Annotated in this window: 22 protein-coding genes; 9 read left to right on the top strand and 13 right to left on the bottom strand. The window is 64.5% G+C overall.

All coding sequences use genetic code 11. The features are described from left to right. Positions 1–14: 14 nt before the first annotated feature. Positions 15–2,450 (bottom strand): membrane-bound PQQ-dependent dehydrogenase, glucose/quinate/shikimate family, encoded by a 2,436-nt coding sequence (locus ACEW7X_RS04065; protein ID WP_253103527.1) that lies wholly within the window; start codon positions 2,448–2,450, stop codon positions 15–17. A gap of 451 nt (positions 2,451–2,901) precedes the next feature. Here ACEW7X_RS04065 and ACEW7X_RS04060 point away from each other — a divergent pair, with 451 nt between their 5' ends. From ACEW7X_RS04060 to ACEW7X_RS04050, 3 genes are all read left to right on the top strand, one after another. Next, positions 2,902–3,732 carry an aldo/keto reductase gene (locus tag ACEW7X_RS04060; RefSeq protein ID WP_420177629.1) on the top strand — a complete coding sequence of 277 codons (831 nt, stop codon included), beginning with the start codon at positions 2,902–2,904 and terminating at the stop codon, positions 3,730–3,732. A gap of 1 nt (position 3,733) precedes the next feature. Then, on the top strand, positions 3,734–4,069 hold the full coding sequence (locus tag ACEW7X_RS04055; protein ID WP_083969622.1) for a thioredoxin family protein: 336 nt from the start codon (positions 3,734–3,736) through the stop codon (positions 4,067–4,069). Positions 4,070–4,148: 79 nt separating this feature from the next. Then, positions 4,149–6,257, top strand: coding sequence for a TonB-dependent receptor family protein (locus tag ACEW7X_RS04050; RefSeq protein ID WP_420177628.1), 2,109 nt, complete (start codon positions 4,149–4,151; stop codon positions 6,255–6,257). A 19-nt stretch (positions 6,258–6,276) separates the two neighbouring features. Here the strand turns inward: ACEW7X_RS04050 and ACEW7X_RS04045 are convergent, their stop codons facing one another. After that, positions 6,277–6,540 carry a hypothetical protein gene (locus ACEW7X_RS04045; RefSeq protein WP_068371782.1) on the bottom strand — a complete coding sequence of 88 codons (264 nt, stop codon included), beginning with the start codon at positions 6,538–6,540 and terminating at the stop codon, positions 6,277–6,279. A 167-nt stretch (positions 6,541–6,707) separates the two neighbouring features. Between ACEW7X_RS04045 and ACEW7X_RS04040 the strand changes: the two genes are divergently transcribed. Beyond that, positions 6,708–7,232, top strand: coding sequence for a GNAT family N-acetyltransferase (locus ACEW7X_RS04040; RefSeq protein WP_420177627.1), 525 nt, complete (start codon positions 6,708–6,710; stop codon positions 7,230–7,232). Position 7,233: 1 nt separating this feature from the next. Here the strand turns inward: ACEW7X_RS04040 and ACEW7X_RS04035 are convergent, their stop codons facing one another. Next, the gene (locus ACEW7X_RS04035; protein WP_083969621.1) at positions 7,234–8,133 is read right to left on the bottom strand and encodes an ABC transporter ATP-binding protein; all 900 of its coding nucleotides are present in this window, start codon (positions 8,131–8,133) and stop codon (positions 7,234–7,236) included. 128 nt (positions 8,134–8,261) lie between these two features. Here ACEW7X_RS04035 and fepB point away from each other — a divergent pair, with 128 nt between their 5' ends. The 3 genes from fepB to ACEW7X_RS04020 are packed head-to-tail and all read left to right on the top strand — an operon-like array spanning position 8,262 to position 11,318. Next, complete coding sequence (gene fepB, locus ACEW7X_RS04030; RefSeq protein WP_083969620.1) at positions 8,262–9,239, top strand: Fe2+-enterobactin ABC transporter substrate-binding protein; 978 nt, start codon at positions 8,262–8,264, stop codon at positions 9,237–9,239. Beyond that, positions 9,229–10,251, top strand: coding sequence for a FecCD family ABC transporter permease (locus tag ACEW7X_RS04025; protein WP_420177626.1), 1,023 nt, complete (start codon positions 9,229–9,231; stop codon positions 10,249–10,251). The genes fepB and ACEW7X_RS04025 overlap by 11 nt, the downstream gene beginning before the upstream one ends. Next, the gene (locus ACEW7X_RS04020; RefSeq protein ID WP_130487260.1) at positions 10,248–11,318 is read left to right on the top strand and encodes a FecCD family ABC transporter permease; all 1,071 of its coding nucleotides are present in this window, start codon (positions 10,248–10,250) and stop codon (positions 11,316–11,318) included. The genes ACEW7X_RS04025 and ACEW7X_RS04020 overlap by 4 nt, the downstream gene beginning before the upstream one ends. 150 nt (positions 11,319–11,468) lie before the next feature. Here ACEW7X_RS04020 and ACEW7X_RS04015 read toward each other — a convergent pair whose 3' ends face one another. Further along, a complete protein-coding gene (locus ACEW7X_RS04015) occupies positions 11,469–11,828 on the bottom strand; it encodes an EF-hand domain-containing protein (protein ID WP_134838123.1) in 360 nt (119 codons plus the stop codon). A gap of 259 nt (positions 11,829–12,087) precedes the next feature. On the opposite strand from ACEW7X_RS04015, the gene ACEW7X_RS04010 reads away from it, so the two are divergent. After that, positions 12,088–12,345 (top strand): DUF2789 domain-containing protein, encoded by a 258-nt coding sequence (locus ACEW7X_RS04010; RefSeq protein WP_068371773.1) that lies wholly within the window; start codon positions 12,088–12,090, stop codon positions 12,343–12,345. Between the two features lie 110 nt (positions 12,346–12,455). Here the strand turns inward: ACEW7X_RS04010 and ACEW7X_RS04005 are convergent, their stop codons facing one another. Further along, complete coding sequence (locus ACEW7X_RS04005; protein WP_420177625.1) at positions 12,456–13,190, bottom strand: tyrosine-protein phosphatase; 735 nt, start codon at positions 13,188–13,190, stop codon at positions 12,456–12,458. Between the two features lie 169 nt (positions 13,191–13,359). Here ACEW7X_RS04005 and ACEW7X_RS04000 point away from each other — a divergent pair, with 169 nt between their 5' ends. Next, complete coding sequence (locus ACEW7X_RS04000; protein ID WP_068371766.1) at positions 13,360–13,638, top strand: peptidylprolyl isomerase; 279 nt, start codon at positions 13,360–13,362, stop codon at positions 13,636–13,638. A 114-nt stretch (positions 13,639–13,752) separates the two neighbouring features. On the opposite strand, the gene ACEW7X_RS03995 is transcribed toward ACEW7X_RS04000, so the two are convergent. The 8 genes from ACEW7X_RS03995 to ACEW7X_RS03960 all read right to left on the bottom strand — a co-directional run bounded on the left by ACEW7X_RS03995 (position 13,753) and on the right by ACEW7X_RS03960 (position 22,225). Beyond that, positions 13,753–14,820: a linear amide C-N hydrolase gene (locus tag ACEW7X_RS03995; RefSeq protein ID WP_068371763.1), complete on the bottom strand. Its 1,068-nt coding sequence runs from the start codon at positions 14,818–14,820 to the stop codon at positions 13,753–13,755. Positions 14,821–15,035: 215 nt separating this feature from the next. Next, positions 15,036–15,995, bottom strand: a complete 960-nt coding sequence (locus ACEW7X_RS03990) for a peptidylprolyl isomerase (RefSeq protein ID WP_420177624.1) — start codon at positions 15,993–15,995, stop codon at positions 15,036–15,038. A gap of 110 nt (positions 15,996–16,105) precedes the next feature. Further along, positions 16,106–16,615 (bottom strand): YbjN domain-containing protein, encoded by a 510-nt coding sequence (locus ACEW7X_RS03985; protein ID WP_253103537.1) that lies wholly within the window; start codon positions 16,613–16,615, stop codon positions 16,106–16,108. A 99-nt stretch (positions 16,616–16,714) separates the two neighbouring features. Continuing rightward, on the bottom strand, positions 16,715–17,386 hold the full coding sequence (locus ACEW7X_RS03980) for a DNA repair protein (protein ID WP_253103539.1): 672 nt from the start codon (positions 17,384–17,386) through the stop codon (positions 16,715–16,717). Between the two features lie 2 nt (positions 17,387–17,388). Continuing rightward, positions 17,389–19,137, bottom strand: coding sequence for a putative porin (locus tag ACEW7X_RS03975; protein ID WP_068372066.1), 1,749 nt, complete (start codon positions 19,135–19,137; stop codon positions 17,389–17,391). A gap of 47 nt (positions 19,138–19,184) precedes the next feature. Continuing rightward, positions 19,185–19,955 (bottom strand): energy transducer TonB family protein, encoded by a 771-nt coding sequence (locus ACEW7X_RS03970; protein WP_238591388.1) that lies wholly within the window; start codon positions 19,953–19,955, stop codon positions 19,185–19,187. A gap of 14 nt (positions 19,956–19,969) precedes the next feature. Next, positions 19,970–20,386: an ExbD/TolR family protein gene (locus ACEW7X_RS03965; protein WP_068372060.1), complete on the bottom strand. Its 417-nt coding sequence runs from the start codon at positions 20,384–20,386 to the stop codon at positions 19,970–19,972. Positions 20,387–20,398: 12 nt separating this feature from the next. Then, complete coding sequence (locus ACEW7X_RS03960; protein WP_420177623.1) at positions 20,399–22,225, bottom strand: DUF2341 domain-containing protein; 1,827 nt, start codon at positions 22,223–22,225, stop codon at positions 20,399–20,401. Positions 22,226–22,270: the final 45 nt, after the last annotated feature.

The raw sequence follows: 22,270 nt of genomic DNA, 5'->3' as shown, positions 1-22,270 counted from the left end.
AGGGTCAGGGCAACTTATGGCTTCTTGGGAAGCGCATAAGCTATCACGTAATCGCCACGATCTGGCGATTGCCGCGCACCGCCTGCCGCGATGACCACGAACTGGCGGCCACTCTGCGGCGCCACGTAGCTCAGCGGGGTGGCCTGGCCTCCCACCGGCATGCGGCCCTTCCACAGCTCTTCGCCGGTGGCGATGTCCAGCGCGCGCAGGTAGTAGTCCTGGGTGCCGGCATAGAACACGATACCGGAAGCCGTGCTGACACCGCCGCCCAGCGTGGGCATGCCCAGCGGCACCGGCAGATTGGCCTTGACGCCATTCACGACGGCATCTTCGACCGTACCTGCCGGCGTCTGCCACACCAGCTGACGGGTATTCAGGTCAACGGCAGCGAACACGCCCCAGGGCGGCGCATTGCAAGGAATGCCCAGCGGCGAATTGAAGGCCTCGTGGTCGATCACGAATGGCGTACCCTGCATGGGATAGGTACTGCCTACGCCATGGCCTGCCACCAGCTTGCTTTCGTCCACTTCCGAATGCGGGATCAGCGTCACAACCTGCGGAATGCGGATATCGTTGAGGAACAGATAGCCACGGTCTTCATCTATGGCTGCGCTGCCCCAGTTGAAACCGCCGTAATAGCCGGGATACAGCAGGGTCGGCTTGGTCGACGGCGCAGTGAATTCCCCTTCGTAGTTCAGCTTGCGGAAGGCAATGCGGCACGCCAGCTGGTCGAAGAAGGTGGCGCCCCACATATCGGCTTCGGTCAACGGCTCGGCGCCCAGGGCGGGCATGCCGACCGAATACGGCTGGGTCTTGGCGACCCAATCCCCGGCGGCAACCGTTTGCGGCACGGGACGTTCTTCCACCTCAGCCAAGGGCTTGCCGTCACGGCGATCCAGCAGGAAGATCTGGCCACGCTTGGTCAGCTGCACCAGCGCCGGCGTCACGCCGCCCTTGCCATCCGGAATGTCATACAACGCCGGCTGGGCCGCAATGTCGTAGTCCCAGATGTCGTGATGCACGGTCTGGTACGTCCAGCGTTCGCGGCCGGTCAGGATATCCAGCGCCACCACGGCAGACGAATGCTTCTCGGTGGTTTCCGGACGATGACCGCCCCAGAAATCAGGCTGCTGGTTACCTGTCGGCAGGTAAACCAGGCCCAGTTCCTCGTCAAAAGCCGGCGTGGACCAGACGTTAGGGGTCGAACGCGAATAGCTGCCGCCCTCGGGAGGCAGCTTCGTGATTTCCGGCTGTCCCATGTCCCAGGCCCACAGCAATTCACCGGAATCGGCGCTGAAAGCGCGAATCACGCCGGAAGGCTCATCCACCGACCGGCCGTCAAATGTCCAGCCGCCGATGATGATCATGTTGCGCACAACGGTCGGTGCGGAGGTCAGGTAGTACCAGAGCACGTTGTCGTAATCGACCTTGCCCATGCCGACGGTGAGGTCGACCGCGCCATTCTGGCCGAAATCCTCACACAGCTCGCCCGTTTTGGCGTCGATCTGCAGCAGGCGGGCGTCGATCGTGGTCATCACGATACGGCTGGCGCAAGTACCATTGCCGCCAGGCGCCGCCGGATGCGACTGCTGCCAATCCAGGTCTTCCGCAAACGCATAAGGTTGCTCGACCTTGGCAGGCTCGTAGTAGCCCAGGCCGCGGCAACGGTTCCAGGTCTTGCGATCTTCGACCTTGGGATCGAATTTCCAGCGCTCCTGACCGTTCTCGGCATCCAAGGCGATGACCTTGTTGAGCGGTGTGCACACGAATACCGTGTCATCCACCTGCAGCGGCGTATTCTGGAATTCCGAGGCGCCATCCGCAATTTCGCCCGTTCGGTAGGTCCAGGCGACCTCAAGCTGGTCGACATTGCCCGGGTTGATCTGGTCGAACGGGGCAAAGCGGGTACCTGCCGGTGTCCGGCCATAATGCTGCCAGTCCCCGCCCACGCCGGCCGTCGCGGAGTTGCGCTGCACTTTGGGCGCAGCCGCGGCCTGGATCACGCCATGCGGCTGGAATACAGCCACCCCGCCCGCGACCAGGCCCAGGCCCAGTACGCCCGCCAGCAGATGCGGCACACGACGCGAGCGCACGCCCGGCAGTTGCGGCAACAGCAGCGCCAGCACAAAGGCCAACACAAGGAACGGTGCCAGGCGCGGCACCAGCATCCAGAAGTTCAGGCCGACTTCGGCCAGCGCCCATACCACGGTCGCCACGGCGGTCAGGCCGAACAGCCAGGCGCCTGCCACTCGGCGGGCCGCCAGCAAGCCGCCCGCCACCAGCAGGGCTGCGCCCGCCAGGATGTAATACCAGGAACCGCCCAAAGCGGCGAGCTGGATACCGCCCACCGCCAGCACCAGGCCGATCACGGCCAATATGGCGCCAAACAGCGCCAGCGGCCAGCGCCGCTGCTTAGTGCTGGTCTCCGAATCAGCTTTAGCTGTTGTCATATTCAAGATCACCAATGAAAAGGGAAACGTCGTAAGGACTCAGGGGCACCATTGCCCCTTCCCGTGAAGCACCTGCCAAATGGCTGCTGCGCCAGGCTGCAAGCCTCGTGCAGACGCTCTTGCAGACGATGTGCCCGGCCACGACCGGTGCAAAAAACCAGTTGCCGCTTGCGCAGCAAATCCTGTACTGTACCGTACAGTACTATTTTGTGTCATTCAGAACCCATGACGCAGCGCGGCAATACCGGGCCTGTAAAACCGTGAAACTCAGCGTGGCATTCCATGGGCAAGACAGCCGGGCCGGAACAGCGCCCGCCGGACGGCCGCCGCAAGACCCGCCAATATGCATGGCCTTGCCCAGCCCGATGCCGTACGGCATGGTACCGTGGCCTGCACGCTTCACATGTCAAAGCCACCACTGGCATATCGCCTATTTCCCAGGAGCCCCGTCATGGATTCCCAGCCGCGCATCGTCCTGAATGACCAGAATCGCATTCCCCAGCTAGGCCTCGGTGTCTGGCGTACACCGGATGACCAGGCCGGCCCTGCCGTGGAGGCTGCCCTGGCCGCGGGCTACCGCCATATCGACACCGCCGCCGTCTACGAAAACGAAACCGGCGTGGGCGCAGGCATCCGGGCGGCAGGCCTGCCGCGCCGTCAATTATTCATCACCACCAAACTCTGGAATACCGACCAGGGCTATGACAGCACGCTGAAAGCCTTCGACGCCAGCCTGGCACGGCTGGGCCTGGACGACATCGACCTCTACCTGATTCATTGGCCCTCCCCTGCTCGCGACCTGTACCTGGAGAGCTGGCGGGCCATGCGGCGGCTGCATGAAGAAGGCAGGGTGCGCTCCATCGGTGTTTCCAACTTCGCCGCAGAACACCTGGAGCGGCTTATCCAGGACAGCGGCGTGGTGCCCGTGCTGAACCAGATCGAACTGCACCCGCGCTTCCAGCAACGCACATTGCGCGACTTCCATGCCCGGCATGGCATCGCCACCCAGTCCTGGAGCCCGCTGGGCCAAGGCACGCTGCTGGACGACCCGGTCATCACGGCCATTGGCAGGAAACACGGCCGCACGCCGGCCCAGGTCATCATCCGCTGGCACCTGGACAACGGCCTGATTGCCATCCCGAAATCCGTGACGCCCAGCCGTATCGCAGAAAACTTCAATGTCTTTTCGTTCCGGCTCGACGCCGATGACAGGTCGGCCATCGCCGCGCTGGACACCCCCGACGGCCGCATAGGCCCCGACCCGCTGACGGCGGAGTTCTGACATGCAGGCCGCTCCGTCCACCCAGGATTACCTGCCGGAAAAGCTCACGGCACAGGCTGCCGCGCAATTGCCGGGTGCCGTCGTGCTCGATTTCGGTACCAACTGGTGCGGCTACTGCCAGGCCGCACGCGCACCGGTCGATGCCGCACTGGCCGGCTTTCCATCCATCCGGCATATCCGCGTCGAAGACGGCAAGGGCCGGCCGCTGGGCCGCGCTTTCGGCGTCAAGCTCTGGCCCACGCTGGTCTTGCTGCGCGACGGCAAGGAAGCGGCGCGTCTGGTCCGCCCCGACAGGCAGGCGGAAATCGAGCAATTGCTGCATGCGCAGGTGCCCTGAGCCGAATCCTTTTTCCTCACCCTAGTTCCCTATAGCGATGTCCAGGCAAACACCCCTTACGCTGACTCTTCTGTCCCTCATGGCCGTGCAGGCGGCCCAGGCGGCGCCTGCCGCCGACGCCGACAGCCCGCCGCCGGCCAGTACACCGGCAAGTACGCCGGAAGTGGCGCAGTTGCCTGCCATCGAAGTCATCAGTACCTTGGGGCCACGCGCTATCCTCGACGCTCCCGCCTCAATCAGCCAGCTCAACGAATCCGACCTCTACACTGGCAGGCCGGCGCTCAAGCTGTCCGAAGGGCTGGCCAGCGTGCCGGGCATCCAGGTGCAGGACCGCAACAACTCGGCCCAGGACCTGCAGATTTCCATTCGGGGTTTTGGCGCCCGCTCCACCTTCGGGGTACGCGGCGTGCGCATCTACGTGGACGGGATTCCGGCCACCATGCCCGACGGCCAGGCACAGTTGTCCAATATCGACCTGACATCAGCCAGCACCGTGGAAGTGCTGCGCGGCCCGTACTCGGCGTTGTACGGCAACTCCTCCGGTGGCGTCCTGATGGTGGAAACCGCCAAGGGCAGCGGCACGCTGCGCCCGGCCGCGAGCCTGACAACAGGCAGCTATGGACTGCGCCGCTACGGTCTGCAGGCCGGCGCTGCCACGGAATCCAGCGTGGGCCTGACCAACTACAACGTCAGCGCCAGCCGCCAGACGCTGGACGGATGGCGCGACCATAGCGAAATGAGCAAGAACCAGGGCAACGCCAGGCTTGATTTCGCATTCGCGGATGCCAGCCGCCTGAGTCTGCTGGCCAGCTATGCGCTGATACATGCCGACGACCCGCTGGGCCTGAGCGCCGAAGACGTGGAAAACGATCCTCGCGGCGTCACGCCCAATGCACTCAAGTTCAATACCCGCAAAAGCACCCGGCAATCCCAGATCGGCCTGCGCTATGAAAAGTCGCTGTCTACTGACACGCAGTTGCAGGCCATGGTTTATGCCGGCGAACGCCGCACCGCCCAGTACCAGGCGATCCCTCCTGCAACCCAGAAACCTGCCACGCACGCAGGCGGCGTCATCGACCTGGAACGCGGGTTTGCCGGTATCGACCTGCGCGCCACGCACCAGGCCAGCCTGCTGGGGCAGCCGCTGTCCGTGACCATCGGGGGCGCCTATGATCATATGAACGAAGACCGGCGCGGCTATGAAAACTTCCAGGGCAGCGCCACCGCCCCGACTGACCTGGGCACGCGTGGCGAACTGCGCCGCAAGGAACGCAATACCTTGCGCGACATGGATGTCTACCTGCAGGCCGGCTGGGACATCAGCGACCGCTGGCTGCTGGAAGGCGGTCTGCGCCGCAGTGAAGTGCGTTTCCGGTCCCGCGACCGCTACCTGGAAAATGGCGACGACAGCGGCAAGAGCTCCTACAGCGCCTGGCTGCCGGTCTTTGCAGCACGCTATGCGCTGGGCGCGGACAGCAGCCTGTACGCGTCGTTCGGCAAGGGTTTCGAAACCCCGACTTTCAATGAGATTTCCTATCGCCCGGATGGCTCCGGCGGCCTGAATCTGGCGCTGCGCCCGTCCACCAGCCGCAACTACGAGATCGGTGCCAAGACCGGCAGCCTGGGCGGTCTGCTGACCGCCGCGCTGTTTCGCATAGATACACAAGATGAAATCGTCAGCGCCGGCAGCAGCGGCGGCCGCGCCACCTTCCGCAATGCCGGCAAGACGCGCCGCAATGGCGCTGAACTGTCCTGGCAGGCTTTCCTGGTGCAGGATCTGCAATTCACCTTGAGCTATACCTACCTGGATGCTGCCTTCCGCCATTCCGGTCAGGGCAGCGACGGCAAGCGCATTCCAGGCGTCGCCCGCCATAACGGCTATGCCGGGCTGCGCTGGATGCCGGAACAGGGCTGGCAGGCCGGTGCGGAATGGCGCGCCATGGGCAATATCGAAGCCAATACCGCCAACAGCGCGCACGCACCGGGATACGCCGTAGCGGCGCTCTACACCGGCTACAGGATCACCCGTAACGCCTGGGACCTGGACCTGCTGGCCCGGGTCGACAACCTGTTCGACAAGCGCTACATCGGTTCGGTGATCGTCAACGAAAGCAACAGCCGCTATTACGAGCCTGCGGCCGGCCGCAACTGGACCTTCATGATCAACGCGGGATACCGGTTCCAGTAGCGGCAGCGGCGCAAGCGCTTCAATCCTTCAGCGCTTGCGCCAGCAGGGTATCGAGCAATTCGTTGACACCCACGCCCTCGGCCTGCGCCCTGGCCCGTAACGCGTCGATGACAGGCTGGCGCAACTTGACGGGGAAGGACACCAGTCCGGCAGCCTGATCCAGCCGCCGCTGTTCGCGGCGGTCCAGGACAGCAGCGCCAGCATAGCGCCCAGGCGGCACGGCCGCCTGCATTTTGCCCATGAGCTTCAGGGCCTTGTTTTTTTCTAGGTCGGTTTTTTTCATCGGAGATCCGCAAAAGTGGCGCATTCGCCACCGGCGCACTGTAGCTCAAGGCGCCTGGGCGCGCCATGGAAATAAACGGCCCGGGCCGTCCCGCCCGGCCACGGACTTGCCGATACCACGCCGGATGCGACAATTCTGGCCTTGCCCACCCCAAGGAACATCCCGCGATGATTGCCATCCGTCCAGCAGACACGGCCCTCGTGCCCGCGCTCCAGGCCATAGAACGCTCGGCCGCCCAGGCCTTCCTGCAAATTCCCGATCTCGCCTGGCTGGCGGACGGCGATGCCATGCCTGAGGAGCGCCACCGAGCATTCATCCGCCAGGGCACGGAGTGGGTGGCGCTGGATGCCGACGGCCAGGCTGCCGGTTTCCTTTGTGCCGAAATTACAGGCAAGGAACTACACATCTGGGAGCTCTCTGTCAGCCTCACTCACCAGGGCCAGGGGCTGGGCCGGGCGCTGCTGGCCCATGCCATCGACACCGCGCGCAGCCGCGGGCTGCGCTGTCTCACACTGACGACATTCCGCGACGTGCCCTGGAACGCACCGTTCTACCAGCGCCTGGGCTTCGATCCCGTGCCAGCAGCGGCGCTGGACGCGCGGTTGGCGGCAATCCTGCAGGAAGAAGCCGCCCATGGCCTGCCTGCCGGCCGGCGCTGCGCCATGCGCCTGGCGCTGTCCGGCCAGGGCTGAATCACGCGCCCGCCGCCCTGGCGGTATCCTGGCGGCTGCCGGTACTGGCGATGGGCACAACCATCGGCGTATGGGTCACGGGGTCGTCGATCACCACCGAACTCAGGCCGAAAACCTCCTCGACCACTGCGGGTGTCACGACCTCGTGCGGATGGCCCGATGCGACGATCCGCCCGGCCTTCATCGCAATGATGTGATCGGCATAGCGCGCCGCCTGGTTCAAGTCGTGCAGCACCATGACCAGCGTGCGCCCTTCGGTACGGTTGAGCCGCTGGCAAAGATCCAGCACCTCGATCTGATGCGCGATATCCAGATACGTCGTCGGTTCGTCCAGCAACATGATGGGCGTGTCCTGCGCCAGCACCATGGCCAGCCAGACACGCTGGCGCTGGCCGCCCGACAACTCATCCACCGCACGCTCCGCCAGCATTTCCACGTGTGCGGCTGCCATCGCCTTGCTTACCGCCGCTTCGTCTTCCACGGACCATTGCTGCAACATGGTCTGGTGCGGGAAACGCCCGCGCGCCACCAGGTCCGCCACGCAAATGCCCGAGGGCGCCACCGCGCTCTGCGGCAGCAGGCCCAACTGGCGCGCCACGGCCTTGGGCGCATAGCTGCGGATATCCTTGCCATGCAACAGCACCTGGCCGCTCACAGGAACCAGGAGGCGCGATAACGCGCGCAGCAACGTCGATTTGCCGCAGGCATTGGGGCCGACGATCACCGTCACCTTGCCGGCCGGAATATCAACTGTCAGGTTTTCCGCGATCAGGCGCGATTCATAGCGCAGGGTCAGGGCCTCGCCGCGCAGCGGAGACGTGCCGGCCGCAGAAGCCGCGGCGGCAATGCCGGCAGATGCCGGTGACGAAGAGAAATGGCTGGCGCCCTGGCCTGTGGTCATAGAGTCCTATCCTGCCGGACCAGACGCCCCGCAGCCGGTCCATCATAATGAAAAACATTACAATTATAGATACTGCAAGTGCCTGCCGCCCGGCGCCAGGCTTCCTGATCCTATTGCCCGGAATATCAATGCGCACGAAGAAATCCCTTGCCGCATTCGGCCTGATGCTGATGGCCCTGCTCATGCTGCTGGCTCGCCCGGCACAGGCCGGAACCGAGGCTGCGGCCGAAGCCGCCACGGCGTCCCAGCCCTGGCCCCGTGACTTCCACAATGCCGACGGCAGTATCACGCATATTCCTGCCCAGCCCAAGCGCATTCTTTCCACCACGCCCACCATCACCGGCACCCTGCTGGCCATAGATGCGCCCGTCGTGGCCAGCGCCACGGCAGCCAATGGCCAGTTCTTCGCCCAATGGGCCGAGGTAGCCAAGGCACGCAACCTGGAAAAAGCCTGGCCCGCCGGCCGTGTGGACCTTGAAACCGCCTATGCCTACGCACCCGACCTGATCGTGGTGGCGACCAGCGGCGCCGATTCCGCGCTCGAGCATATCGCCAGCCTGCGCCAGATCGCCCCGACCATCGTACTCGACTATGGCCGGCGATCCTGGCAGGACCTGGCTCGTCAGTTGGCCGAAGCCACCGGCCTGGAACATCAGGCCGAAGCCAGAATCGAGGCCTTCGATCAGCTTGTTGCCGACGCGCGCGACAAGATCAAGCTGCCGGCAGGCCAGGCCAACATCATCAGCTATAACGGCGCCTCCATGGAAAACCCGCTGGGCACCCGCACCGGCGCGCATGGCCGCCTGCTGCAGGCGCTGGGCTTCGACATCGAGGCCCCGAACCCGGCCTGGCAGAGCAATGCCGACGTCAACCACGACTTCATCTGGGCGCCCTATGAAAAGCTGCCCCAGCTGAAGGCGGAAACCACCTTCCTGTTGCGCGTGGGCGATGAACGCCGCGATGCCTTCCTCAAGGACCCGGTGCTGGCCAATCTGCCGTCGGTGAAATCGGGCCAGGTCTACGGCCTGGGCGCGAACTCGTTTCGCATCGACTATTACAGTGCCACGGAAATCGTCAACGACATGGTGAAGCGGTTTGGCCAGTAACAGCAGCTTACGCCGGCAGCGCCAGCGGCGCAACGGCCTGCTGCTTTGCGGCGCCGTCCTGCTGCTGTGCTGCGTAGCCAGCCTGGCGGTAGGCACCCAGATGCTGACGCCGGCCCTGGCCTGGGATGCGGTGTTCCACCTGGACCCGGCCGACAACAACCAGCTCATCATGCTGCACCTGCGCATTCCGCGCACGCTGCTGGCCATCCTGACGGGCTGCGCCCTGGGCGTCGCCGGCGTCATCATGCAGGCGCTGACACGCAACCCGCTCGCCGATCCCGGCATCCTGGGCGTCAATGCCGGTGCCGCCGCTGCCATCGCGCTATGCATTGCCGTGCTGGGTATCGAGGATATTTCCATCTATATGTGGTTCGGCCTGCTGGGTGCGGCCCTGGCGGGCGCCGCCGTCTATCTGCTGGGCGGCGTGCGCCACGGCGTCAACCCGGTGCGGCTGGTGCTGGCCGGCGCGGCGCTGACCTTCGTGCTGATGGCGATCACCCAGATCATCACGGTCAACAGCACGGACGAAGCCTTCAACCAGTTCCGCCACTGGGCGGCAGGCTCGCTGCAAGGACGCGGCTACGCAGTGCTGCTACCGGTGTCGCTGCTGATTTTCGCGGGCCTGGGCATCGCCATGACGCTGGGCAAATCCCTGGACATCGCCGCCCTGGGGCAAGACCTCAGCCATGCGCTGGGTGCGGCCACCGGGCGCGTCTGGGTCCTGTCTTCCGCCGCCGTCATCGTCCTGGCTGGCGCCGCGACGGCTGCCGTCGGCCCCATCAGTTTCATCGGCCTGACCGCGCCCCACCTGGCCCGTTTCATCATCGGTCCCGACCATCGCTGGCTGTTGCCCTACGCCATGCTGCTGTCCGCCATCCTGATGCTGGCGGCAGATATCCTGGGACGCCTGATCGCGCCGCCAGGGGAAGTCGGCGTCGGCATCATGATCGCCCTCATCGGCGGCCCCTTCTTCGTGGCGCTGGTGCGCCGACGCAAAATCGCCCAGCTATGAACGCAAGCTCCCCTGTTTCCCGAACGGCGCGCCGCGTGCTCAGCACGCCGGTCTGGCGCACCCGCCACGCCTCATTCGTCATGCAGCCCCGGCTGGCCGTCGTGACCTGCCTGCTGCTGCTCCTGATCCTGGCCTGCGCTGCCTTCGCCATGAGCAGCGGCCGCGTCGCGCTGTCGCTCGGACAAGTGGCGGATATCCTGCTGGGTCGGGGCGACGGCGGCATGGGCGAGCGCATTGTGCTGAACATCCGCCTGCCGCGCGTGCTGACCGCGATCTTCGCAGGTGCCGCGCTGGGCATATCGGGAGCGGTGTTCCAATCGGTATCCCGCAATGCGCTGGGCTCACCAGACGTGATCGGATTCACCACGGGGGCTGCCACGGGTGCGCTGATGCAGATCATCGTCTTCGACCAAGGCAGCCTGGCCGTTGCCTTGTCGGCCGTGCTCGGCGGCCTGTTCACCGCCGCCGCCGTCTACCTGCTGGCCTTGCGTGGCGGTGCCGTTGGCGGCTACCGCCTGGTGCTGGTCGGTATCGGTGTCGGCGCAATTCTCAATGCGCTCAATGGCCTGATGCTGGTCAAGGGCAAGCTGGACAATGCCGTGATGGCCAATCTGTGGCTGGCCGGTTCGCTGGATGCCCGTACCTGGCAACACGTACTGCCGGTCATGATAGGCACCCTGGTGCTGATTCCGCTGATCCTGCTGTCGGCACGCACCCTGCACCTGACCGAGATGGGCGACGACCTCGCCAGCCAGCTGGGCATACGCGTGGAACGCACCCGCGTATTGATGATCACCTACGCCGTCATCCTGGCGGCACTGGCCACCGGGGCGGCCGGCCCCATCGCCTTTGTCGCCCTGGCGGCACCGCAACTGGCACTGCGCCTGACCCGCGCACGCCACCTGCCCGTCATCAGCGCTGCAGCCATGGGCGCATTGCTGCTGGTGGTCGCCGACCTGCTGATCCAGCATATCCCGCTGGCCATGGCCATTCCCATCGGGCGCATGACAGGCATCGTCGGCGGCGTCTACCTGCTCTGGCTGCTGACGCGCTCCCGGCAGGTGTGAACCAAAAACAGCCAGGCCGGGCAGGCTATCTTCCTGCCCGGCCTGGCGGAACGCTTGCCGCCGCTATCGCCAGCGCACGGCTGCTTAACGGATTACCCGCATAACGGGGGCTGCCTGCTTGATGGGATACCTGCTTGATGGGATACCTGCCTAATGGGCTGCCTGGCGCGCCGCCTCGTCATAATCGGCCAGGACCTGATTCATGAACTCAGCCCGCGTCACCTTGCCATCACGATTGACATCCATGGCAGCGAACTGTTCATCAGTCACGTTGGCCGGCAATTCGCTGCGGTCCAGCACGCCATCCTGGTTGGCATCCAGGCGCGTGAACGATGCTTCCATGAACTCCTGGTATTCCTGCCGGCTGACATCCCCGCTTTTGTCCTTGTCCAGCCTTTGCATCTGTTCCGGCGACAGTTTCAGGCCCGGCGCCACGGCAGTCTGTGCCTGCGCTGCCGTGCCGGCAGCCAGCAACACTCCCGCCAGGGTACTCAAGACGATACGCTTCATGTGAAAGTCCTCCTCATTGAACATGCCTGCCTGTGGCGCCGGCCTGGCGCCACCGCCCGCAAACAGTGGGGCTGCCAATCACGTTAGCACAGCCAGCCCGGGCAACGGTTTCATTGTTTTACTGAGCCTGGGGGATGGCCGCCCCTGGTTTCCCGGCGCTTGCCCGCCGCCGGAAACAGGCTATAGTCCGGATAACAAGCCCCGGCGCCGCCCGTTGGCCCGGCAAACCGATATTTCCCGCCCTGACTAGGAGCCCGCGATGAAGACAGCTACGCCTCGCATGACCAACCTGTTCCTGCAACTGGGCCTGGATGCCAGCGAATCAGGCATTGCCGACTTCATCGGCAAGCACCAGCTTCCCTCCAGCAAGCATCTGGTCGATGCCTCCTACTGGAACGATGCCCAGCGCCAGTTCCTGTCCGAACAATACAAATCGGACGGCGATTGGGCCATCATCATCGACCAGTTGAATGAATCCCTGCACGAGGATTCCGTACGCCGCCAGACCGGACTATGACGCCCGGCATCCTGGCAGGCTGTGCCTGTTCCTGTTGAAAGGCAGTCGGGGGCGGACCGCTCATCATGACCCGCCCCTGATGGATTCGTCCGCGCCGCCGCCTGGCGGCTTCAGGCCAGCAAACGCGTGCGCAGACGGTCCTGCGTCGCCTCGTCCAGGCCCAGGCCCTGCCCGAGGTATCGGGCAACCGACCCGAAATCCTGGCGCAGTTGGTCCAGGCCTGTCATCAGGAAGCTTTCGCGCACGCTCAGCGCGGGCAGGATGGCCTCGGCGGCAGCCTTGCCGTGTTCGGCAGCCACTGCCGCATAATTCTGCTCGATGAATGCCGTCATGCGCTGGTTGGTCAGCAGATAATCGTGCATGACGTCGTCCTGCGATACGCCAGCATGCAGTTGCAGCAACGCCGATACCCAGCCGGTCCTGTCCTTGCCGCCCGTGCAATGGTAGAGCTGGGCGTCCTCGCCATTGGCCAGTGCGCCGAACAGTTGCCCCAGCCGCTCGCGCATCCTGGCTTCCTTCACCATATCGCGCTGCAGCTGCTCCATCGCCGCCACGGTATCTGCCGCCGAGGACAGGGTGCCGAACACCACGTTGTCCTCCCCGAGGACATTGATCTGCACATAGGCCGCACCTGCCGGCAGGACATCCGGCTGGCGCGCCACTTCCGAGGGCGTGCGCAGGTCATAGATGGCGCTCAGGCCCAGGCTGTCCAGCAAGCCGGCCCGGCCGTCTGCCTGAGACAGCGCATTGGAACGATAGAATACGCCACGCCGCAGGCGATGGCCGCCTGCGGCGACATAAGTACTGGCGGCATCCACGCCGGCCACATCACGAAGGTTATCCACGGAACCGTCCAGGAAAAAAGAAGAAACTTAACATAGCCTGGTGACCTGCCTGCCAGACAGGAATCCAGGCGGCATTGACCCTGCTCCGGGCAAACGTCGAGGACGACCGCTGCGAAAACATGCGTTATGCTCCCGCCTTCGTTCCCGGATATTTGAATAAGGAATAAAGATGACCCAAGCCAGCGCCCGCCACATCCTCGTGGACTCCGAAGCCAAGTGCAACGAACTGAAGGCCGCCATCGAAAACGGCGCCGACTTCGCCCAAGTAGCACGCGAGAACTCCAGCTGCCCGTCAAGCCGTGACGGCGGCAACCTGGGCACCTTCGGCCCAGGCCAAATGGTGCCGGAATTCGACCGCGTGGTGTTCAGCGCCCCGGTCAACGTGGTTCAAGGCCCCGTGCGCACGCAATTCGGCTACCACCTGGTTGAAGTGACCAGCCGCCAGTAAGGCGCACGCCAGGTCCGTGGGCTGCCCGGCAACTTGCAGCAGCCCTGGCGGACGGAATGACGGAAGAAGGCCCGCGCATCATGCCCGGGCCTTCTTTTTTCCACCTAACGGCGTTCAGATCCCCAGGAACGGGAAAGGCTTGCTTTCCTTGAAGCTGGCATTGGCCTTGCCGGAGAAGATATTCTTCTGGTCCGGGCCCAGGTCCAGCTTCATGACCTTGCCGGTCTTCTCGGAGAAGTCCAGCTCGTTCAGTTCCACCCAGAAGGTATTGGGCGTCAGTGCCGATTCGAAGTAGTAGTGCAGGCGCTTCTGGTCTGCCACGGTACGCCAGCGGGTGGACGAAATATTCGGCTGGTCCGGGGTAGTCAGGCCATAGGGCACGGAGACGTTGCGGATCACGCTGAACACGCTGGCGATGGTTTCGCGGCGGTCGGCCGTCTTGGGAACGGCATTGATGTAGAACGACGCACGGGCAAAGCGGTCGGAGGCGCGGTTAGTACCCGGCAACATGATGGTGCCGCCAATCTGCTCCCAGTACTCATTCATCGCCAGCTGCTTGTCGAAGGTCGGTGAGTTGGTCATCACCTGATATTCGCGGCTGTGATGGATCACCTGCTTGCCATCTATGTATTCGACGATGGCGCTGTCCCCGCTGGCGTCGGATATCGACAGGTGCAGCGTCGCCAGGCGGCTCTCGCCAGGCACGTTGTCGGTCACCAGCGTGAAGGGTTCGGTTTCCAGCACCTTGACGGCTTCTTCGACCGTGGCGAAATTATCCAGCACGTATTGTGCCCATGCCGCGATGGACAGCCCGGGCTTGTCGCCATCAAAGGTCGGGTATTCGGACTCCACCAACCACAGCACGCTGGCCGACAGGCCGGCTTCGTTCAGACCGTCCGTGGTGGAGATGTCATAGCCCGAGGCAATGACGCTGCCGTACCTGGATTTCCATTTCAGCGAGTTCGGCCCGGCTTCGCCAGAGCGCTCCATTCCTCGTGGAAATACCCACAGGTTGGTCGCGACGTCCGTTTTCCAATCCATGGAACGGGCCGTCACGATCTGACCGTCGATGCCGTGATACACCACCCGCGTGCAGGCGTCGGCGTCCGGCGCTGCGGCGGCGCCTGCCGCAAGTAGCGCGGCGGCCAACAGGGCGGCCAACGGTTGCCTGGAGAATTTCATGGGTGTTCCTCCTGTGTCAGAAATCCATTGCCGGCGCTGATGCCGGCGACATGCCTTCATTATGCCCGCAGGCGCCCCGGATCAGGCGGAACATTGACAGGACTTGACCTCGCTCAAGCGCCAGCGGCTCGCCTGGCAAGATGCTTCCTGCCTACGACGGCGATCTTGCGTCCCGGCCCCGGCCTATGCTATGCCCTATCACAAGCCAGGCCCGGCTATTCCAGTGCCGCCGCCAGCGCCTTGCCATCCACGCTGACCGTCCCGGTATTGAGCATTCCATCCAGGTAGGCCCGCGCAGCCTGTTTCTGGCGCTGCGCCCGCAAGGCCGCGCGCAGTTCATCCTCGACCTCTGCCAGCGCCGGCGTCCCGGCCGCCTGGATTTCCTGCAACTTCAGCACATGAAAGCCTGCCGGCAACTGCACCGGCCCGGCAATCTGGCCAGCCTTCATGCCTGCGATCACCTCGCGCAGCTCGGGCACCACCTGTGCCAATGGCAGCAAGCCGATCTCCCCGCCCTGCCCGGCCGAGGTCTGGTCCTGCGAGAACTCGCGCGCCAGGCTGGCGAAATCCGCCTTGGGCTGGGCTGCCCGACGCGCCAGATCCGCCGCCTGGCGGCGCGCCTGCTCCACGGCGCCGGCATCGCCGTAGGGGGCGGCAATGAAGATCTGGCTCAGGCGGTAACGCGCCGGCACCTGCAATTGCGCCTGGTTCTGCTCATAGGCCACCTGCAGCTCCTGCGCGGACGGATAATCCGCCGGCGCCTGGCTGACCGACTCCAGATACGTGCTCAAGACGATGCGCTCGGTGGCGGCCTGGATCATCTCGCTCACGTCCGAACGCTCCAGCCAGCCCTGGTTGCGGGCCTGCTGCGCCAGCGCTTTCTCTGCCAGCCGCGCCTGCAGCAGGCGGTCCAGCGCCGGCCGGTCTGCGGCCAGTTGCTGGCGCTCGGCTGGCGGCACGGCAGCCAGCAGGCCACGAACCTCATCAGCAGTCAGGAAGACCGTACCCAGGCTGGCGACCACGGTTGCAACCTGGCTCGCCGGCCCGCTCACAGGCGTACTGACAGCATGTTCCTGTGGCGGGGTGTCGGCCTTGCCTGCGGCATCGCCGCAACCGGCCAGCACCAGCCCGCCCATCGCCGTGGCAACGGCAGCCACCCTACGTTGCATTTTCATGGGCGTCGAAAAAATTCCTGCAAACCGTTTCATCCTGGCTTCCTCGTCCTGTTCCTGTCCAGGCCTGGACCGACCTGGCGCATGATTCGAACTGCTGCCGGTCGGGCCGCTCAAGCAGCTGTTCCGGCAGCAGCGGCCTCTGCCGAGGTCGCCGCAATGGCGGCCTCGGGATCGCTATCGGCCTTGGCGGCATCCGCCTGCATCATGGCGAACTGGCGCAAGAACAGCACAAACTCCTGCAGCAGCCTGTCCCACAACTCGATCATGGCGCGCACGTGATTGCCGGATACGCCCCCGGCCACCACCACGTCCATCTCCATGACCAGGAAGTCACCCTGGGTACTGAGACGCGCGAAACGCTTGCTGCCGTTCCAGCGCCCGACCAGGGTGTCGGGCAGCTCGCCCTGCACACGCAAGACGCAGGCGAAGGTGTAGTCGACAAACTCGCCAACGGCGGGCGCCTGGTTACCGGGCCGCACCGAAAAGCCGATGCCCTGGGCCGCGCTCAGCAACTGCGCCTGGCCGTTCTGTTCTGAATGCGTGACCCGATAGCCCATGTCCTGCAGCAATTCCTGCAGACGTGCGGTCGACATGGCCTGGATGAGGGAAAGATCGTTCATGGGAGAAAATCCATCAGTCTGGAAAAAAGGGGTTCCCCGCATCCATGCGGAGACAGGAAGGGAGCAACCAACAAAAGAACCGCTGCCGCTGCCATGACGCTAGTCACCGGCAGCCCGGGCTGCCGCCTGTCCGGGATCGAATCGGCCGTCGTACAGCTGGTCGCCATATTCCTGCGCCTGGTTTTCGAACATGACACGGGCCTCGCGCGAGAATGGCTGGCGCAGGGAGAACACCGCGCCGGTGCTGAACGACTCGTAGGCCGCCAGGATTTCCTTGCCGGCGGCATACAGCTGTGCATTCTTCTGCGTGCAGGCCAGAAGCTGGCCCTGCGTTTCCTCCTGGCTGGCCAGCAGGGCCTTGCGCTGGGTTTCGGCAGCACGCGCCATGCCCAGCAGCTCTTCGTAGGCTTGCCTGTACTTGTCTAGCTGTTCGTGGCTGGCCGCAACCTGTGCGCGGGCGCTGGCGTAGGCGGCATCCTGGCGCGATTGCAACTGGCCAGCCTGCTGGCGCGCCTGCACCAGCTCCTGCCTGAGGCTATCGCGCTCTTTGTAGGCCGCATCGCGCTGCGCCTCGGCCGCGCCTATCGCCGCATTCAGCTGCGCCTGCTGGCTCTGCAATTGCTGCAACTGCTGCGTCGTGGAACGCAGCTGGGTGCGCAGGCGCTCTTCCATGCTCTGCGCATTCTGCGCCTGCGCCGGCAGCGCGGCGCAGAACAGCGCCGCCGCCAGCACGCGCAGGCCAACGATCAATGGGGCTGGACGTTTCATCATGATCAGAACCGTGCGTTGACTTCAAGCTGCAGGACGTCGATGGACAACGGTGCGCCCGAGACTTCCTTGGAGCTGCTCCAGCGCAGCTGGCCATAGACGTTTTTCTCGAAGGCATAGCCCGCGCCGATGATGTAACCGCGCGCGTTGGTACCGCCCAGGTGGAAGCTGGAATCGTTGTAGGCATCGGGCAGCGCATCCGGCTCGATGTAGCGGTAGCTTGCGAACACCTGCCAGTCTCCCTTGTCGTTCAGGCCATAGCCATTGCCCAACGCTGCCTGAACCAGCCAGGCGTTCGGACCGCTGTCGATTCCGACGCGCACATCGTTGTCGTTGTAGATACCGTTGGACGCGATGAAATCCGTACCATGGCGAGTACTGCGTTCTTCCATCCGGCGCTTGCTGAATGCCAGGTTGCGCACATAGTTGCCAGTGACGCGCAGGCCCAGGCCATTGAGCACGCGGGTGTCCCAGCGCAGGTTCAGGTCCAGCAGGTTGAATTTGGAAGCCAGGCCCACATACTGGTATTCGTTCCACGACTTGGTGCTGGATGGCTGCCAGTCGCGCAGCAGCATCAGGGTATTGCCCTTCTGCATGAAGGCGGGACGCGACCAATCGGTATCGCAGGCGGATTCCGTCAGCGGGTCACAAGGGGAGGAAAGCTGCCCCAGCGTATTGTCATAGTAGTAATAGGCCAGCGCCCCGCGCAGCGTGTTGCTGGCATTTATCTTCCAGTCCGCGCCGGCCTGGGCGCCGAACAGCCATTTGTTCTCGCTGTCGCCTTCGCTCATGTCGCTCCAATTGAAGGGGCCATGGGCATACTCGAGCGCGAACGCGCCCAACGTACCGAACCAGGTCACGGGACGGCCCGCCGGCGCATGCCTGAACACGGCCGAAACGCCATCGAAATTCAGGTCGCCGGCATACAGCATATCGGTGGACACGAAGGGATTGGCGGCACGCCCTGCGGTCAGCGTGACCCAATCGGCAGGGCTGTACTTCAGGTAGGCCTGGTCCAGCCAGATGTCTTTTTTCTCCATGCCGCCGCCCAGCGTCGTCGTGGTGGAAACCGGGCTGCTGGTGCTGCCGCTGGCCAGGCGGATACCCGCCTGCCACTGCTCGGCGAGCTGCACCTTCACACCCAGCCCGGCGCGGATGCGCCATTGGTTGCGACGGTCCTTGCGTGCGTTCAGATAGGGAATGTCGTGCGCATAGACCGGCTTGCCGCTGTCGTCATAGACGTTGAACAAGGTTGGGCCGGCGGAATTGAACTTGGCGAAGTTGATGATGAGATCGCTGTTGCCGCCATCGAAAAAGTGGGATTCGTCGCGCACTCGCATGTCGCCTTCCACGGTAATGCGCGACACCCAGTCCGGGAAGGTATTGGGCTGCGCCCAGTTTTCCGCCTGGGCCTGCGCCATGACATCGGCGCGCACGTCCTGACGTATCTGCTCGCGCACGGTTTCGGGGATATACGGCACGCGCACATCGCCAGGCTGGGCGAGGGCCGCACCCGTAGCCGCCACCGGCACGCCTGCCGCCGCCGTGCCGCGCGCCTGCGCGGCTTCTGCCTCGGCCTGCCGGACCAGCGCTTCGGCCTGGTCTTTCTGGATAACGCCCTGCTCCACCAGCAGGCGGATCAGATTGATGGTGGCATTGTCCGAGGGGGCCGCTACCTGGGCCAGCGCCTGGCCGCTGCCCAGCGCCATGGCGATCGCCAAGGTGCAGGCCAGCCGGGTCGGTTGCAATTTCATTTTCAGAATCTCCGGAAGGAATATCTTGTTGCGACGGAATGACAGCTTCATGAAGGCCGCCTGCTGTTGAGAACGGCACGCACCGGCATGGCCAGCGAGGCCGGCGGGCGCTGATCCAGGGCAGGCACGTCGCGCAAGGCGGCAATCACCTTAGCGTCTATGCCTGCGTCGCCGCTGGAACGGACCAACTCGACACGCGCCACCTGCCCCGTTTCCGTCAGCCAGATGCTGACCTGCACGCGATAGGCCAGGGTGCGTGTGCGTTCGTCTTCGCGCAGGATCTTCTGCAGCGCGTAGCTCATGTACTGGCCGTAGGTGGCATTGCCAACGCGCCCACCACCACCGCTACCAGCCATGCCACGACCACTGCCGGCGGCGATATTGAAGGCGTCGCTGCCGGCCTGCGCGCTGGCATCCATTTCCATGGCCTGAGCCATGTCATCCGCAGGGGAAGGCGCTTCTTCCGGCTGTGGTTCCTCGGCCGGCACGGGTTCGGGTTCAGGCTCGGGCTCTACCAGTTCTTCGGGCGGCGGTTCTTCCGGCTCCGGAGGCGGCGGCTCAGGCTCGGGGGGAGGTGGCGGCGGCGGTGGCAGCGGGATGATCGCCGTCATGTCCGGCGCCTTGCGCTGTACGCTGCTCAGGCCGCTGGCCCACTGCCAGACGGCGTAGCCCAGCACGCCCACGACCACCAGCGCAACAACCAGCTTGCCGGCGCGGCGCCGGCGCGCACGGCGTGCGTCATCCTGCGCGCCAGTACCCAGCAGGTCGGCGAATTCATCGCGGGGCGCCGGCGCAGCTTGTTTTTTCGGCTCAGTCACAATGCCTCACCCCGTTATTGCGGCTTGCCGGTCACCAGGCCGACCTGGCTCAGTTCCAGCCGGCGCAACAGATCCAGCACTTCAACCACCTTGGCGTACTGCACCACCTGGTCGCCGCGCACGATGACCGGGAAATCCGGGTTCAGTGCCTTTTCCGTGCGCAGCCTGTCCTCCAGCTCAGGCAGGGTCACCGGGTAGGCATCCAGAAACACCTGGCCGACGTCATTGATGGAAATCGCCTTGGTCTTGGCCTGCGATAGCGACACCGATGAACTGGCCTTGGGCAGGTCCACCTTGATGCCGGACACCTGTGCCGTGGCCGTCAGGATGAAAATCACCAGGACCACCAGCAGGACGTCCACCAGGGGCGTGATATTGATGCCGTCGACCAGCGCGCCGTCGTCGTCATCCTGGGAAGAAGCGGAAGCCATGTCCATTCCTCCTCAGGCAGCCTGCGGCTCAGGGGCGGCAAAGCGCACCTGGCCAGCACCGCTGGTTTCGGCCAGGCGCGTGACGAACTCGTCGACAAAGACACGCATGTCCGCATTGACGTTCCGGTTGCGCGAGGCCAGCCGGTTGTAGCCGAACAAGGCGGGAATGGCGACGAACAGGCCCATGGCCGTTGCCAGCAGCGCAGCCGCCATGCCCGGGGCAATCGCATTGATGTTCACGTCACCGGCCATGGCCGTGCCCAGGAACACCACCATGATGCCCAGCACCGTGCCCAGCAGGCCGATATAGGGGCCGCCGGCAATGGCGTTCGATAATGTCCCCAGCCGTGCCCCCAGTTGCTGGTTTTCACGGGTGCGCGTGGTTTCCATGGATACGCGCACGGACTCGATGGTGGCCGGGGAAATCGCCGACATATCCATGCCCTGGCTGCGGCGCACCCGCAGCTCATTGATCGCCGTTTCATACAGGCGCCAGAGCGACGCATCCTTCAGTTTGGCCGCCAGCGGTTCGTTGTCCGCCATCATTTCCAGGCGGCTGCCGACCTTGGAGAAGGCCTGACGGAAAGCGTCGTTGGCCCGCTCGACGCGGCCCACGCGGCGGCTCTTGGCAATCATGATGATCCACGACTGGATCATCATGAACACAAGCACGGCGATCACGACCCAGGCGTCTATAGGCACGGATTTCACCAGAAAGGCCAGGCCGCCCAGGTTGAAGCCGGACTGCTCTTCGTCCGCACCGTACTGCACCAGGCGCGATTCGCTGCCCTGCGCCGTGGCATCGGCCAGGATCAACGCGGCAGGACGGGCGATTTTCGACAGGCGGATTTCATCCAGCGCACCGACAAACGGCGCATAGGCCGATACAGCCGGTGCCACCAGGCTGCCTTCCGCAGACAAGACTGGCACGGTGGGCACGTCCCCGCCCAACGCGGCGGCCGTGGCCAGCGGCGGCAGGTTCGCGGCCAGCGCCGTGCTCTGGCGGCCATTGACATAGAGCTTGACCTGACCGTCTTCGGCCGTCACGGCCAGATGCTGCCAGGCCCCGGCAGCCAGCGGCTGGCCGGGCTGCGAGCGCTGGCCGTTGACCTCTACGAAAGGGATGCCCTGGCTGCTGCCGATCAGCAGCGAATTGCCGGCGTCGCGGCGTGCATAGATCAATTGTTCGCCAGCAGGCTGGTCGGCCCGCACCCAGGCGCTGAAGGTAAATGCACCGGCTGCCGGAATGGCCAGTGACGGACTCGCGGGCAGCATCAACGGCGCACCGCCGACAAACTGCGCGGCGCGGCCGACCACGCCATCGACCAGGCCTGCGGCCGGGGTCTGTGCATGGTTGCCGTAAGCCGTGGTGTCACGCGCCGGCGCTTCGGCCGGACCGTTGAAATGATAGACCAGCGTGTAGTTGGGGTCGAAACTCAGTTGCCCGTTGGCAGCCGCCGGCGCCGCCGGGTTGCCGTAGTACATCCAGATGTCCTGGCGCTGCGCGCCAGCAACTTCAGGCACGTCCACCCAGACCAGCGCCATACCCAGCAAGGGATCGAAGGTTTCGATCTGGTAATTCAGGACAGTGCGGTCATCGGCAGCCACAAAGCGCAGGTCGGCACCGTTTTCGGCCACGCCATCAAAAATGAAATTGCCCGTATGCAGGCGCACCAGCAATGGCGTGCGGCCGACGTTTTCCGTTATCGCCGCGCCCTGTGGCGTGGTATCCACGGCAATCTGCTTGCGGAATTGCCAGTCTGGCTGCCACCAGGCGCTGGCCACCGCAGGAAGGATACTGGCCAGGCAGGCCAATACCAGCATGATCAAGCGTTGCATGATAGTCGTACTCCGAAATCCGTCATCCGGATGGTTGAATCAAAG

Source organism: Kerstersia gyiorum, assembly GCF_048595715.1.
GTDB classification, from domain to species: Bacteria; Pseudomonadota; Gammaproteobacteria; order Burkholderiales; family Burkholderiaceae_B; genus Kerstersia; species Kerstersia gyiorum.
Note: the sequence above shows the minus strand (reverse complement) of the source record. Positions and strands in the feature narration are given on the sequence as shown.

Coding starts and splice junctions, on each gene's coding strand:
- ACEW7X_RS04015 (WP_134838123.1), bottom strand. CDS start 11,828: ATGAAGCGTATCGTCTTGAGTACCCTGGCGGGAGTGTTGCTGGCTGCC.
- ACEW7X_RS04010 (WP_068371773.1), top strand. CDS start 12,088: ATGAAGACAGCTACGCCTCGCATGACCAACCTGTTCCTGCAACTGGGC.
- ACEW7X_RS03990 (WP_420177624.1), bottom strand. CDS start 15,995: ATGAAAATGCAACGTAGGGTGGCTGCCGTTGCCACGGCGATGGGCGGG.
- ACEW7X_RS04035 (WP_083969621.1), bottom strand. CDS start 8,133: ATGACCACAGGCCAGGGCGCCAGCCATTTCTCTTCGTCACCGGCATCT.
- ACEW7X_RS04040 (WP_420177627.1), top strand. CDS start 6,708: ATGATTGCCATCCGTCCAGCAGACACGGCCCTCGTGCCCGCGCTCCAG.
- ACEW7X_RS04050 (WP_420177628.1), top strand. CDS start 4,149: ATGGCCGTGCAGGCGGCCCAGGCGGCGCCTGCCGCCGACGCCGACAGC.
- fepB (WP_083969620.1), top strand. CDS start 8,262: ATGCGCACGAAGAAATCCCTTGCCGCATTCGGCCTGATGCTGATGGCC.
- ACEW7X_RS03985 (WP_253103537.1), bottom strand. CDS start 16,615: ATGAACGATCTTTCCCTCATCCAGGCCATGTCGACCGCACGTCTGCAG.
- ACEW7X_RS03975 (WP_068372066.1), bottom strand. CDS start 19,137: ATGAAATTGCAACCGACCCGGCTGGCCTGCACCTTGGCGATCGCCATG.
- ACEW7X_RS04000 (WP_068371766.1), top strand. CDS start 13,360: ATGACCCAAGCCAGCGCCCGCCACATCCTCGTGGACTCCGAAGCCAAG.
- ACEW7X_RS03995 (WP_068371763.1), bottom strand. CDS start 14,820: ATGAAATTCTCCAGGCAACCGTTGGCCGCCCTGTTGGCCGCCGCGCTA.
- ACEW7X_RS03980 (WP_253103539.1), bottom strand. CDS start 17,386: ATGATGAAACGTCCAGCCCCATTGATCGTTGGCCTGCGCGTGCTGGCG.
- ACEW7X_RS04060 (WP_420177629.1), top strand. CDS start 2,902: ATGGATTCCCAGCCGCGCATCGTCCTGAATGACCAGAATCGCATTCCC.
- ACEW7X_RS03960 (WP_420177623.1), bottom strand. CDS start 22,225: ATGCAACGCTTGATCATGCTGGTATTGGCCTGCCTGGCCAGTATCCTT.
- ACEW7X_RS04045 (WP_068371782.1), bottom strand. CDS start 6,540: ATGAAAAAAACCGACCTAGAAAAAAACAAGGCCCTGAAGCTCATGGGC.
- ACEW7X_RS04020 (WP_130487260.1), top strand. CDS start 10,248: ATGAACGCAAGCTCCCCTGTTTCCCGAACGGCGCGCCGCGTGCTCAGC.
- ACEW7X_RS04065 (WP_253103527.1), bottom strand. CDS start 2,450: ATGACAACAGCTAAAGCTGATTCGGAGACCAGCACTAAGCAGCGGCGC.
- ACEW7X_RS03965 (WP_068372060.1), bottom strand. CDS start 20,386: ATGGCTTCCGCTTCTTCCCAGGATGACGACGACGGCGCGCTGGTCGAC.
- ACEW7X_RS04055 (WP_083969622.1), top strand. CDS start 3,734: ATGCAGGCCGCTCCGTCCACCCAGGATTACCTGCCGGAAAAGCTCACG.